At 35.0% G+C, this 14024-nt stretch carries 12 protein-coding genes and 1 pseudogene; 12 read left to right on the top strand and 1 reads right to left on the bottom strand.

The features are described 5' to 3' along the window. Positions 1-173: 173 nt before the first annotated feature. The 9 genes from ACQKKK_RS10055 to ACQKKK_RS10095 all read left to right on the top strand — a co-directional run bounded on the left by ACQKKK_RS10055 (position 174) and on the right by ACQKKK_RS10095 (position 9481). Complete coding sequence (locus ACQKKK_RS10055; RefSeq protein WP_427615995.1) at positions 174-1043, top strand: sulfite exporter TauE/SafE family protein; 870 nt, start codon at positions 174-176, stop codon at positions 1041-1043. 15 nt (positions 1044-1058) lie between these two features. Beyond that, positions 1059-1655 (top strand): adenylyl-sulfate kinase, encoded by a 597-nt coding sequence (cysC, locus tag ACQKKK_RS10060; protein WP_427615997.1) that lies wholly within the window; start codon positions 1059-1061, stop codon positions 1653-1655. 68 nt (positions 1656-1723) lie between these two features. Then, entirely contained in the window at positions 1724-2902 is a 1179-nt protein-coding gene (sat, locus tag ACQKKK_RS10065; protein WP_427615998.1) for a sulfate adenylyltransferase, read from the top strand. Between the two features lie 849 nt (positions 2903-3751). Next, a complete protein-coding gene (locus ACQKKK_RS10070) occupies positions 3752-4675 on the top strand; it encodes an ABC transporter ATP-binding protein (RefSeq protein WP_427615999.1) in 924 nt (307 codons plus the stop codon). A 126-nt stretch (positions 4676-4801) separates the two neighbouring features. Continuing rightward, the gene (locus ACQKKK_RS10075) at positions 4802-5506 is read left to right on the top strand and encodes an ABC transporter permease (protein ID WP_427616001.1); all 705 of its coding nucleotides are present in this window, start codon (positions 4802-4804) and stop codon (positions 5504-5506) included. Positions 5507-5550: 44 nt separating this feature from the next. Next, positions 5551-6420 (top strand): DUF4097 family beta strand repeat-containing protein, encoded by an 870-nt coding sequence (locus ACQKKK_RS10080; protein ID WP_427616002.1) that lies wholly within the window; start codon positions 5551-5553, stop codon positions 6418-6420. Between the two features lie 597 nt (positions 6421-7017). Next, positions 7018-7731 carry a response regulator transcription factor gene (locus tag ACQKKK_RS10085; protein WP_427616004.1) on the top strand — a complete coding sequence of 238 codons (714 nt, stop codon included), beginning with the start codon at positions 7018-7020 and terminating at the stop codon, positions 7729-7731. Position 7732: 1 nt separating this feature from the next. Further along, a complete protein-coding gene (locus ACQKKK_RS10090; protein WP_427616005.1) occupies positions 7733-8668 on the top strand; it encodes a sensor histidine kinase in 936 nt (311 codons plus the stop codon). 288 nt (positions 8669-8956) lie between these two features. Beyond that, complete coding sequence (locus ACQKKK_RS10095; RefSeq protein WP_427616007.1) at positions 8957-9481, top strand: GNAT family N-acetyltransferase; 525 nt, start codon at positions 8957-8959, stop codon at positions 9479-9481. A 165-nt stretch (positions 9482-9646) separates the two neighbouring features. Here ACQKKK_RS10095 and ACQKKK_RS10100 read toward each other — a convergent pair whose 3' ends face one another. After that, complete coding sequence (locus ACQKKK_RS10100; protein WP_427616009.1) at positions 9647-11383, bottom strand: methyl-accepting chemotaxis protein; 1737 nt, start codon at positions 11381-11383, stop codon at positions 9647-9649. 124 nt (positions 11384-11507) lie between these two features. On the opposite strand from ACQKKK_RS10100, the pseudogene ACQKKK_RS10105 reads away from it, so the two are divergent. The 3 genes and pseudogenes from ACQKKK_RS10105 to ACQKKK_RS10115 all read left to right on the top strand — a co-directional run. Further along, positions 11508-11750, top strand: a pseudogene (locus ACQKKK_RS10105) (DUF4279 domain-containing protein); the annotation flags it as partial. A 72-nt stretch (positions 11751-11822) separates the two neighbouring features. Continuing rightward, complete coding sequence (locus ACQKKK_RS10110; protein WP_427616011.1) at positions 11823-12554, top strand: GntR family transcriptional regulator; 732 nt, start codon at positions 11823-11825, stop codon at positions 12552-12554. 341 nt (positions 12555-12895) lie between these two features. Further along, positions 12896-13945 carry a LacI family DNA-binding transcriptional regulator gene (locus tag ACQKKK_RS10115; RefSeq protein WP_427616013.1) on the top strand — a complete coding sequence of 350 codons (1050 nt, stop codon included), beginning with the start codon at positions 12896-12898 and terminating at the stop codon, positions 13943-13945. Positions 13946-14024: the final 79 nt, after the last annotated feature.

A 14024-nucleotide genomic window follows, 5' to 3' on the forward strand; every position in this document is an offset into this window, starting at 1 on the left:
AATCATTCATTTTTCCTTAACAATAGAGGATTGTCACCAATTGGAAAAAGCTTTTGTTAGAAAGACTTAATTCAGATAATCGACATTGGACGAGCGTAAGCCATTGGTGAGTTACAGAAGCTTGGCAACATATACGTAATAAAAATAAGGGAATGCTTATGTAGGAGGAGAAAATGAGAAAGCTCATTATATTCGCGTTTATCGGATTTTTGGCTCAGCTGATCGATGGGTCATTAGGTATGGCATATGGGGTTACATCCACATCGTTGTTGCTGACATTCGGAATCGCACCGGCAGTGGCCTCTGTATCCGTTCATTTGGCAGAAGTGGTGACAACTGCGGCATCAGGCATTTCTCATTTGAAGTTCGGAAATGTGGACCGCCAAGCCCTTTTCAAATTAATCATTCCAGGATCTGTTGGGGCATTTGCAGGAGCATGTTTTTTAAGTAATTTACCAGGTGATGTGATAAAACCATACATTTCATTATTTTTGCTGGTTCTTGGCGTGTATGTACTTTTTCGCTTTTTAAAAACGTCTAAGACAATAAGTGAAAAGAAATCAATTAATCTATCTAGAAAAAAATCGATAGCATTAGGATTGATAGCCGGTTTCGCGGATGCAACCGGTGGGGGAGGTTGGGGCCCCATCACAACTCCTGTCCTATTATCCCAAAAAGGTGTTCCTGCCAGAAAAGTGGTTGGTACTGTTGACACAAGCGAGTTTGCTATTGCTGTTTCCGCAACCTTAGGATTCGTCATTGCATTAGGTTGGCAGGAAGTCAACTGGTTTTGGGTAATCTCCCTAATGGTTGGCGGCATTATTGCCGCCCCGATTGCTGCCTGGATCGTTACGAAATTACCATCTTATTTATTGGGCGTCCTTGTTGGGGGTTTTATCATCTTGACGAATGCCAGGACGCTGATTGTCACTTGGACCATTCATGATCATTGGGTACCCGTCATATATATTCTGATATTGATCGGGTGGGCAGGTTCTTTAGTCTTTGTCATCAGGAACAACAAAAAGGGGTTCCATAAATAATAAAGGGGAGATAGTGTGAGTCAACAAGAGAATATCCATCAACATCCTTATACCATTACGAAAGAGCTAAGGCAAACTCTGCACGGACATAAAAGCTATATTCTTTGGTTTACAGGGTTATCAGGGTCGGGTAAGTCTACCATCGCAAATTTGGTTGAAGGAAGACTGTATGCGAAGGGAATTTCGACATATATTTTAGATGGAGATAATTTACGCAATGGATTGAATGAAGACCTTGGTTTCAGCTCGGATGACCGTAAAGAGAATATAAGGAGAATCGGGGAAGTCTCCAAAGTTTTTGTGGATAGCGGAATAGTAGTGTTGGCCACTTTCATTTCGCCTTATGCGAGTGACAGGGAAGAAGTAAGAAAAAAGGTACAACAGGATGAGTTTATTGAAATTTATGTAAAGTGTCCCATCGAAGCCTGTGAAAAACGGGATCCAAAAGGATTGTACAAGAAAGCTAGAATTGGTGAAATCACTCACTTCACAGGCGTTTCGGCTCCTTATGAAGAACCTGAAAATCCAGAGATAATTATAGAAACCAGTCAATACACCATTGAAGAATGCGTGCAGCAGGTCATGAAATATTTAAAGGATAATGGTCTTTAACTTGCACATGTCCGAATTTGAAAAGGAGAATATGAAACAAACAAAATCTAATGATTGAGGGGTTATAAATGCAGGCACAAAGGAATATTATCGATCCACATGGCGGGAAATTGGTTCAACGTGAATTATCAGGAACTGACCGTCAAGAATATTTGGAAAAGTGTAAATCCTTATCCTCCCTGACCATCTCGAAATGGAATGTTTCCGATCTGGAAATGATTTCAAACGGCGGGTTCAGCCCGCTTGTAGGATTCATGGGAAAAGAGGATTACCTGAGCGTCATCAAAGATATGCATCTGGCAAATGGCTTACCATGGACGATACCGATCACTCTTCCTGTCACGAAGGAAGAGGCAAGTCGGCTGAACATTGGGGATGAAGTCGCTTTATACAGTGATAAAGGGGAACTTATTGGTATCGTTCAGGTGGAAGAGAAGTTTGAATACGATAAACAGGAGGAAGCCGAACTCGTTTATAAAACAGCAGATCCCAACCATCCTGGGGTTAAAAAGCTGTTTGGACAAGGGGATATATATGTCGCAGGACCTATTTATTTAATAAATGGGGCATCACATGAGCCATTCGAAAAATTTCATTTGAAACCTTCCGAAACGAGAAAGATGTTCAATGATTTAGGGTGGAATACTGTTGTTGGGTTTCAAACGAGGAATCCTGTACACCGGGCCCATGAATACCTGCAAAAAACAGCATTGGAAACTGTTGATGGCCTATTATTGCATCCTCTTGTCGGTGAAACGAAAAAAGATGATATACCTGCAGATGTTCGGATGGAAAGCTATCAAGCCTTACTAAAAGGATATTACCCATTGGATAGGGTCTTGCTTGCCATATACCCAGCGGCAATGCGCTATGCAGGGCCAAGGGAAGCAGTATTTCATGCAATTGTTCGTAAGAATTATGGGTGCACACATTTTATTGTCGGCCGAGATCATGCAGGTGTTGGCGATTATTATGGCACATATGATGCCCAAGATATCTTTAGCCAGTTTGACCCCCTGAAAATAGGCATAAAACCCCTGTTCTTTGAACATAGCTTTTACTGCAAAAAATGCTTGAACATGGCTTCCATGAAAACATGTCCCCATAAAGATGAAGATAGGTTTATATTAAGTGGGACCAAAGTCAGGGAAATGCTTCGGAAGGGACTTATCCCGCCACTTGAGTTTACGCGTCCCGAGGTGGCTGAGGTACTTATTAGAGGCATGAAGATAAATGAAGGTGAGTAAGCTATTGTAAACCTGGTTAATGAGATTATTCAAAAGTTAATCGCTTCTTGGATAGGATCCGAATAATGCAATGAAAGTGAAAGCATAACATTCAAGAATCCTGTTAACATCATTCCTATAAAAATGGCTCTCACTTTAGTTTTGATTGCCAGAATTTAGTGTTTGGGTTATTCTTTCTTAAACTATCGGAGCAGGATAGACAGTTATTGCCCATAGAGACGAGAAAGGACACAAGAAGGGAAATGTGATAATAACAGTGGAACATAACAGCAAATCCTAATAAATGGCATCAATAATAGGGAGAGAATATTCAATTAATGTATTCATTGAAAATCTATATATCATATAATCTGTTTATAGATTAGGAAGCCATGGAAAAACAAAAGTGAGTTTACTATCAAGCCCTCATAGAGCTAAACGGTCCGTTCTTATTATAAGGTTAGCCGGTTTTTATTATACTGGTTGACCTTTTTTAAATGGAAGTCTGTTATATCAGTAGCTAGGGTAGGACGCTTTGAGCTACAAATTTATGGAGGCCTAAAGGTGATTGATCGAAATTAATGGACCATGAAAAAATGTGGATGCACAAAAATTCATGCCTATCTAAGCGGGGCAATGCGGAGGGACTTGTATGAAGTAATTTCAAGGAACCGTGGTCCTTATAATCTTCTTATTAATAAACTATCGGGGCAGTTCACTAATTTAGATGGCCCTTCATTCTTTAAAAACAATATTAATTAACGGTTTTCACCTGTAAAAAAAATGAAATTAAGAAAAACGTAAGATTTGAGTAAGAGAAAAGAGAACTTTATTTTATATAATAGGATATAAATTGAAAGGGGAAAACAAATGACATACATATTAAAAACTAACCAACTTACAAAATTGTTTGAAGGAAAAGAGGTTGTTTCTGGAGTTAATATGCACGTGAAAAAAGGAGAGATTTATGGCTTCTTAGGTCCGAACGGCGCTGGTAAAACAACCATTATGAAAATGATCACAAACTTAATTAAACCAACAAGTGGGGAAATTGAGATTTTCGGTGAGAAATTAACTAACACGTCATTTGAAGTCCTAAAGCGAATGGGTACAATTATTGAATATCCAATTTTCTATGAGAACTTAACTGCTAAAGAAAATCTATATTTCCATTGTGAATATATGGGTTATTACGATAAGAAGTCTATTGATCACGCTATTGAGCTTGTGAAGTTACATAATATTGAAAATAAAAAAGTTAATGAGTTTTCGTTAGGAATGAAACAAAGATTAGGAATAGCTAGAGCTATTTCAACAAAACCAGAACTTCTAGTTTTAGATGAGCCAATCAACGGACTAGACCCTATAGGTATAAAAGAGTTAAGAGACCTTTTTAAAATACTCTGTAGAGAGTATGGAATTACATTATTAATCTCTAGTCACATTTTAGCCGAAATGGAACAGATGTCAGATACTATTGGCATTATTCAAAATGGCAAGTTAATAAAAGAAGTATCTATGCAGAGTATTAACGGAAAACAAACTGTGTATATAGAAGTAAAAGTTCAAGATGTAAAGAAAGCGTTGTATATTTTAGAGCAAAATTTAGGAATAAGAAATTTTAAAATTATTGATGAACAAATAATTCGTATCTATGAAAAAGCTTTAACGCAGCAAGAAATCTCTAAAGCGTTTGTTATGAATGATGTTGGTTTAGAAAGTATTAATAAAGAACATAGTTCATTGGAAGAGTATTTCTTAAGCTCATTGAACGGTGAGGGAATACACGTTTAATCTCATTTCAAAATTTTATAAAAGTGTAAATAATCAACTTTTATGCAAATATCTTTTTGCTAGGGTGCATCTTTTTAAAGTTAAAAGTTCTTAGATAGAGCGTCTTAAATTCTGGAGGCATTTAAAATGTTAAAACTTATGAAATTAGAGTACAAGAAACATCACTTGTCACATTATTTTAAAGGAGTAGCAATTTGGATTTTAGTAATCTTTGCTTTGGTTGCTCTTATGGGATGGGGATCTAGAAACGAAATTGAACCTATGTTTCCCGGATATGCAGCCTTTATGTCTTTAACTAATATTTTTATTAATATTGTATTCATCAGTTTTGCTGCTGTAATTTTATCCCGTTTAGTAATTGATGAATATAAAAATAAAACAATCCATTTGCTATTTACTTATCCCTTACAAAGAAAAAAATTAATGCAAGCTAAACTATTTATTGTTTTTATATTCTGTTTTGGAAGTATTGTTATTGCAACTTTTGTTATTAATTTGTTAGTTTTCTGGATCAGTCCACATTTATTTTTATTTGAGAAATCTGTTAAGATGAGTGAAATTATTTCTACTGTGCCCTCGACTCTTATTAGCGCTCTAATGATGGCTGGTGTGAGTCTAATTCCTTTATTTTTCGGTATGAGAAAGAAATCAACCGCTGCTACAATTACTTGGGCTGTAATAATTGGGGTTTTAATTAACGCGACAATTTCTAATGGAGGAGAACAAGTCAGTTTAAGTCAGTTCATTATAATTCCTACCGTATTTTGTTTATTTGGACTTTTAATTGGTTACCTTTCTTATCGTAAGGTAGATAAAATCGACGTAGTATAAATAAGAACATAATTACCTTCACAATGCAATTAGGAGGAAAAGGCATGAAAAAGATAATATCGACTTCTGTAGCGATAGTTTTAATTGGTGGATTTGCTTTTAGTGCCTATGTTGCAGAGACAAAAAATTTTGAGAACAATAAGTCTTATAATGCAGAGAATATTGAAACTTTAAAAGTATATAATGATTCGTGGGACGTAAGGTTTAAAAAGAGCAATTCAAAAGGTGTAACTGTTTCCGCTGAGGGTAAACAAAAAGGGAAAGATCCAGTTACATTCAAAAAAGTTGGAGAAGCATTAGTAATTAAACAAAAAGAGCAAAAAAATAGTGGCTTTTTTGGAGGGTTTACTTTTGGTAAGAAAGGCACAATTTATATTAATGTCCCCAAATCAGGAATAAACAATATTGAATTAACTAATAAAGATGGGGATATACAAATGAGTGAAATTTCAACTAATAGTGTTGTAGTTCAAAACAATTCTGGTGATGGGAAAATTAAAGGTGTTTCAGCTAATACAGGGAAGTTTGTATCCAGGGATGGAATGTTAAGAGTTGAGGATAGTTCTTTTAAAAAGTTAAATATAACTTCTACAAGCGGCGACAACTATATGAAAGGTGTAAACAGTTCTAAGGCAAAGGTTACTTCTGCAGATGGAGAGGTTTCAATCAACGGTATAAAAGAAGGAAAATCTTTAGTTGTAGATACTGAATCCGGCGACATCGGTGTATCTTATAATAAAGCTCCAACTTCCCTAGCGGTTACTGCTAAGAGTAACTCTTCCGATATAACACTCAATCTAGATGGACTTAAGAAAAATAAGGATACTGAAGAGCTTAAAAAAGGCAAGATCGGCCAGGGGAATAATAAGCTAAGTCTATCAAGTAACGATGGCGTGATAAATGTAACAAATTAACCCATTAAGGGAAAATAGATAGTTTAGGAAGAATTGTAATGCCAAAAGAGCTACTTGATGCTAAAGGTATAAATGTTTATACACTAATGGAGATATTCGTTAGGGAAGATGAAATTGTTCTGACGTAGATACGCAGTTACTGGTGAGGTTCCAGAACGCAACTATCTCTATTACACGGTCAGTTAAGTCTTAGCCCTGAATGTGTAAAAAAATTAGTAAAGAATTAGAATATCTCTTAACGGAGCATTAATAAAAATGGAGATAGCTTGAAAAAGCATTAGACTAATCTTTTTCGAGTGGAGTATAGAAAACTATTTGACAACCAATTTTCGCTAATGCAGTGCAGAATGGTTGTTTTTTTTAATGGATTTGAATAACATATTATGAAAAATATTACTTCTCGATAAAAAAGGTTTATAATGAAATTGAATTACTGAGAGCGTAAAATATTTTGGTTTATTTCTAATTGAAATCTTGTAGTTTAAGAGTATTTTATTTTTTTTATGTATTTTTATCCTTTTCTCATTTGTAAATATATACATATTTTAATAAAACAAGAATGTCAAAACATACAAAAGATTTGAGGAGTGGAAAGCTTTGTGTCGCAGAATATTAATTGTAGAAGATGATCAGTTTATAAGTGATATGGTTAATGAAAGTTTAACCAAAGAAGGTTTTGAAGTTACAGCGGCTTTTAATGGCGAAGAGGCTTTAGAGACACTGAAAATACAAACGTATGACGTTATATTACTTGATCTTATGCTGCCGAAAATAGATGGTATGGAGTGTCTAAGAATAATTCGTTCTAAAAGTATGGTTCCGGTTCTTATTATGTCTGCAAAAGATGAAGATGTAGATAAAGCACTTGGTCTTGGCTTTGGGGCTGATGATTATATTTCCAAACCTTTTTCTATGCTCGAATTATTAGCTAGAATTAAAGCAACTATTAGAAGAGAGACACACTATATGAGTTCACGAGCATCAGAGGAAAAAAAGGAAAACAAAAGTAAGATTGTGAAAATAGGGGATTTAAGTATTGATATGGATGGCTTTGCTGTGAAAAAACTCGATAGAGAGATTAATCTCACAGCAAAAGAATTTAATATTTTAAAAATATTCATTTCTAATCCTTCTCACGTATATACTAAGTCCCAACTTTATAAAGCCGTATGGCAAGATGATTATCACGGAGATGAGAACGTAATTAATGTTCATATTAGACGACTTAGGGAAAAAATTGAGGACGATCCATCTCATCCAACATACATAAAGACTCTGTGGGGAATAGGTTATAAGTTAGGGGATCTATAAAATGTTTTATCTGGTGGTAATCTTATTAATATGCTCTGTAGGTGTAAATATATTTTTTTTTCAAAGTCGAGTAAAACAGAGGACAGAAGTTAAATACATAAGCAATAAACTTAGAGCAATTATTGATCAAGAAACAGGCGAAAGGCTATTGCTTTACACGGATGATAAATATATAAAATCCTTGTTAGTACAAATAAACCGTCTTTTAGACCATAATCAAAAGACAGTAGGAAATTATAATAACATGGAACTTTCGATGAGAAAAATGCTATCAAATATTTCACACGATTTAAAGACGCCTCTAACGGTTATTTTAGGTTATATTGAGATTATTAATAATGATAAAAATCTAACCACAGAAAAGATTATGAGTTTGTTAAAAACCGTTAATTTGAAAACTGTAGAGGTGTTAGGTTTAATAAACCGCTTTTTTGAACTTGTAAAACTGGAGTCCGGAGATGAAAAATTAAGTTCTTCAAGAATTGATATATGTGAAATTAGCCGAAAGATAATATTGGACTACTACGAAATTTTAATAAATAAAGAATTCCAGGTAGCTATTGACATACCAGAAGAACGAGTCTTTGTTAGAGGAAATGAAGATGCAATTGAGAGGGTTCTTAATAATTTAATTTCTAATGCAATTCAATATGGATCTGACGGTAAAATGATTGATTTAAAGCTCAGAATAGCTGAAAATAATGTTTACGTAGAAGTATCAGATAAAGGAAAAGGTATAAATGAATTACATAAAGATCGAGTCTTTGAACGAATGTATACGTTGGAAGACTCGAGGAATACCCGTTATCAAGGAAGCGGATTAGGATTAACCATTACCAAAAGGTTAGTAGAGCAAATGGGTGGCAGTATAACTTTGGATAGCGTACCCTTTCAAAAAACAACTTTTACTGTGGGTTTAAAACGCATTAGGTTTTAACAATGCAAAATATCTATGATTATTAATAAGAACTTAAACCCTAGGAAAAAGTGATCCTGCTTTTAAGGAGGATATATTTAAGGATCTTATGATGAGATTCGTAAAAAGTTTTACGATAAACTAGTTAATTCTCCTGAATTATGGGGACAAACATCTTAATAAGCACGATGAGTATATGGGAAATTTGCTTAATAGAGTAGAAAACTTAGTTGAATTATCTAAGTTTAAACTAATCGAATGGCTAGTTGGATTTAAGAGGAATCTAGTTTTAAGTAAGGGAGTGGAAAAATGTTTCCTATATTAAAAACTGAACGGTTGGTCTTGAGAGAATTGGTTGAAGGTGATGCATTAAATATATTAAAATGTTTTTCCAATCCAGATGTATTAAGATATTATGGTCAAACTCCATTAACAAATACAGATCAGGTAAAGCAAATTATTAGGAATTTTTCAAAGAACTTCGATGAAAAACGTGGTATTAAATGGGGAATTGAATTGAAAGGGAAGGATGGCATTATTGGAACAATTGGATTTCAAGAGTGGTCTCATGAACATAAGAGAGCAGAACTGAGCTATGCTCTTTTCCCAAGTGATTGGGGTAACGGTTATGCAACAGAAGCTGCCAGTGAGGTGATTTCTTATGGGTTTAAAGAGCTTGACCTAACGCGTATTGGAGCAGTTGTTTTTATTGAAAATAATGCATCTAATAAGTTGTTGACAAATTTAGGTTTCAAAAAAGAAGGGATATTGAGAAATTATATGTACCAAAATGATGTTTCATTTGACACTAATCTATACTCTTTAATACCGTAAACTGGCAGTTGAATATGACTAAAGATTAGTTTGCCTTAAATTAAAGGGAATGTCACGGAAGGGAAATACACAAATGTAAATTTATTTTAATATAAAAATGGGGATTTTGCATTAATAGCAAAATCCCTTTCTTAATATAGTAATAGAATTTGTAGTTTAAGATTTTTACGCGTTAAACTGTTCCACAGATGTTTCTAAGTCAGTAGCGAGCTTTACCATAGAAGAGGTTGAGAAGGAGATGTCCTCCATTGATTTTGCTTGTTGGTCGGTTGATTGTGCCACTTGCTTTGATGCAACAGCTGTTTCCTTTGTTAATCCGGCAAAATCTTCTATCGAAGCATTGATTTCCTGAGAACTTGCTGCCATTTGTTCTGTAATGGCGGATATTTCTTGTATTTGATCACTAACATGCTCAAAAGAGCTCATCGTCTGTTTAAAAGTTTCTCTTGTATTCAGGACAAATTTTGTCCCTTCCTCTACCTCTTTAGTTCCATTTTCCATCATTTTCACTGATTTATTTATGATGGATTTAAAATTAAGTAGGGACTCTTGTATATTGATTGCAGATTCCTTAGTGCCTACTGCCAATTTCCGTACCTCGTTTGATACGACAGCAAACCCTTTACCCTGCTCACCGGCTCTAGCAGCTTCAATAGCCGCATTTAGTGATAGCAGGTTTGTTTGCTCTGCTATTCCAGTAATTAAATGTACAATATTTACAATCTCGTTTGCTTGTTCGTCCAGCTTTTTTATTTCTGAACATGTTTGCAGCATCACATCTTTTACTTGTAGAATTTGATTTGAAAGTTCATTTATATCTTTATTTCCTATGGACATTCTAGTTGAAACATGATTTGTTTGTTCGCTAACTTCTGACGAAGCTTCGGCAATTCTTTGTATCCCTATGGTCATTTCCTCGATGGCCCTCGATGATTCTTCACTTCTGTGTAATTGTATTTCTGCAGCTCCTGCAACTTGTTGAATGCCTTTAACGATATATTGTGTGGAAGTGTCCATTTCTTTGATTTTGTGTTCGATATTACTTGATGATTCCAATAGCTGGAATGATGAGCTTTTCATGGAGTTGACGATTATACTTGTATTGGTAATCATTTCTTCAAAGGATTTCACTAAAACCTTGATTTCGTCGTTCCCATTTACTTTTATGTTACTAATCAGTTTATTGGCTGTTAATAAATTTCCATTTGAGATTTCCTTTGCAGCCAAGCTGACTTTGAGAAGGGGGCTTAACTTTCTAGTCAAGAACCATATTAAGGCACCCACTACGATTGCCATTAAGATTACATTGATTATTATGATCAGTGGAAGGGTACCACCCAGAACCTTGCTGGCCGTAGCGTTGACTTTGCTGGCATCAATATCCACCCCTAGTATTCCTATGACCTCGTCCCCATTCTTTATTGGAACAAAAACGGATAAATAGTCACCATAATCAGGATCATGAACAATGGAAGTGGTAGAAACCTTTCCCTCCATTACGCTTTCTACATCCTGATAAGTAGTTGCAGTTGTAGGTTGTAAAATTGGCGATGCTTTTTTATCTCCCTTACTCATTCCATCTATAAGAATATGAACTTTTTCACTTTTTTCGTTAATCCCCAATGTATAGACATATAATGCTCCAGTTTTTTGTTTAAAATCGTTTAACTGTTCACGTATTTCCCAATATGTAGAGGTTTCGGATTGATTACTTAAAAAATTAACATAAGATGTTGGATTTATTCTTTGAGCGACGTTGCTTGCTATGTCTAAGCTGCTCATAGCGATTGTTTTCTCAACTGTATCATTTGTACTTTTATACATCAAAAGTAAACTTCCAATTAATGTGACGACCATACCTGTTAAAAGAACAAAACCTATTTTCGTACTTAGTCTATTCATCTTTGTTTATTCCTTCCTCTTGTAATATATTAACCAGCCTGTTTTATATATCGGTAACAATTATATATATTTAATGAGGCAATGAAGGGATTGGAGGAGGGGATGGACAATATATAATTATCCTATTCTAAAATCTCTTGAAGGGAAAACGAAAGCATTAAAACAACTCAAAGAGAAATATGGTTTAGAGCTTCTTTTTATGATTGTAATTCAAGTGGAAAATAACGAAAAACCTACAATGTATTTAGAGAAAAACATTATAGATTTTGCTAGCTTAATTCAAGAAGAAATCCATTTTGATTTATATATATTAAAGAAAGTGTCAACCCAACTACTAGCAATAGTTCATCTGTTCTTGTTGGGTTGACACTATAAGTGTCGATGATATAATTTGTTAAAAGAATGTAAGTATGGATGGAAGGTAGGTAGGCTTATTATAATGAAACCATTGCAGCACGAAAGTGTAATTCCACTTTATCACCAATTAATGGAGAGGCTGAAGGGTTCTATTGAAAAGGGGAATTGGACGCATGGTGACAAAATCCCATCTGAAAATCAATTAATGGACCAATTCGGTGTGAGCCGGAACACAGCAAAAAAAGCAATTGAGGAGCTAGTACAGGAAGGTATCCTTTACCGGATTCAAGGAAAAGGTACCTTCGTGGCAAAACCAAAATTGCAACAGTCATTGATGGGTTTTTACAGCTTTAGCAAAGTATTAAAAGAAAAAGGAATGAACCCCAAAGATATCATTCTAAAAATAGAGGAAGTTAAACCATCTGCAAAAATCAGGGAAGCGCTGCTGCTTGGAGAAGATGATAATGTCATTGAAATGAAACGCCTTCGTTGTGCCAATGATGAGCCGTATATTTTGGAATCATCTTTCATCCCTAAAAACGTGGTCTCAGATACGGAGCAACTTAAAAAAGTTGGCGAAATTTCACTATATGATCTATTTTCACAACAATTTAATATCGTAGTAACCAGAGCAAAAGAGGCATTTGAACCCGTCCTCATTCGTGCTGAAGAAAGTGAGTACCTTCAAACGAGAGAAGGCCGTCCGGCACTGTTGCTTGAACGAACAGCCTATGATAACAATGGAATGCCTGTTGAATTTTGTATATCCATAGTACGAGGCGATCGCTGCCGCTTTTACACCGAACTATCGTAAAGGTTGAATCACTCATAGCATTGTGTCTATGAGTTTTTTTTATTTATTTAAGTTGTTGGGTTGACAGGTTAACGGTGGGGGTATATATTTATATTAGTCATAATTTTCTGTCAATAACCCGGAGCTTATTGCGACAAAAATGGTTTGTTGGAACCTTTTTTTAATCCAACTTGTACCTACAACCCATTAACCATTAAGCGAAAATGAGTATCTCATGGAACGAAATAAAACTACTCTTAAAACATTACAAATATTCTAAAAGTTTTCTTTATAAAGGATAATAATTTTTGTTATCCTTTATAAGAAAGCGCTTAACTACATAATTAAGAGGTGTTTTATTAGTGATAAGATTAAAGGATATTGCTGAACGTGTAGGTGTTTCTATTTCTACTGTTTCGAGAGTAATTCAAAATGATCAGACACGAAATGTTAACCAGGAAACAAAAGCAAAAATTTGGGAGGCTGTTAAGGAGTTAGGGTATATACCAAATCAGCATGCTCGAAATTTAGTTGCTAACAAGCAAGGGAAAAATAACATAAGAACAATGAAAATTGGATGGGTAGCCAATCCAAAACAAGCGGAAATTAACCCTTACTTTGCAAATATTTATACAGGTATTCGTGATGTATTAACAGATCATGATTACAACTTGATTAGTATTACCAGGGATGAACTTGAAAACGAGTCGCTACTTCTTAAGACTATACATGATTCGGGGATTGAAGGACTGCTTCTTATCGATAAGATTAATGACAGCATTATCGAATATATACAACAAAATATACCTCTTGTAGGATTGGACTTTTTTTATACAGATAAAAATATAGCGATCGTAGACTACGATCGCGAGGAATCTATTAAAATGGTGGTTCAGTATTTAGTTAAGCAAGGTCACCAGGACATAGGTTTTATTGGTGGAGGTGTTAATGAAACTTTTGAAGATTTATATGCTGAACATCGGTTTAAAGGTTTTAAACATGCCATGGAAGAAGCCGGGCTAGCCATCCAATCTGAATGGGTAATGAATACACAGTGGAAAATGGAAAATAGCTATGAGAAAATGAAAAGTTTGATTAAAAGAGACCCATTGCATTTGCCAACAGCGATGGTTTGTGCGAGTGACTTGATGGCCATCCCTGCCATGAGAGCTGTCAGGGAAAATAAACTTAGAATTCCAGAGGATATCGCTTTCTTTGGGGTTGACAATATTGAAATGGGTAAATATTCGTCTCCACAGCTTTCGACGGTAGAAATCCCTAAATATGAAATGGGAAAAATTGCAGCTAAGACTATTTTGGAAATGGTAGAAGGGAAGATTAAACTTCCGATAAAAATCATATTGCCATTTGAATTAGTCCTTCGGGAATCATCTAACATAAAACGAACCTAAGCGGTTCTTTTTTTAAAATTTATTGGAAAACGTTTGGAATAAATCAGGAAAACGATCGGAAAAATGGAAGATAGGAGAG

The sequence above is a fragment of the Peribacillus sp. NPDC006672 genome, from assembly GCF_050274955.1.
Lineage (GTDB): Bacteria > Bacillota > Bacilli > Bacillales > DSM-1321 > Peribacillus.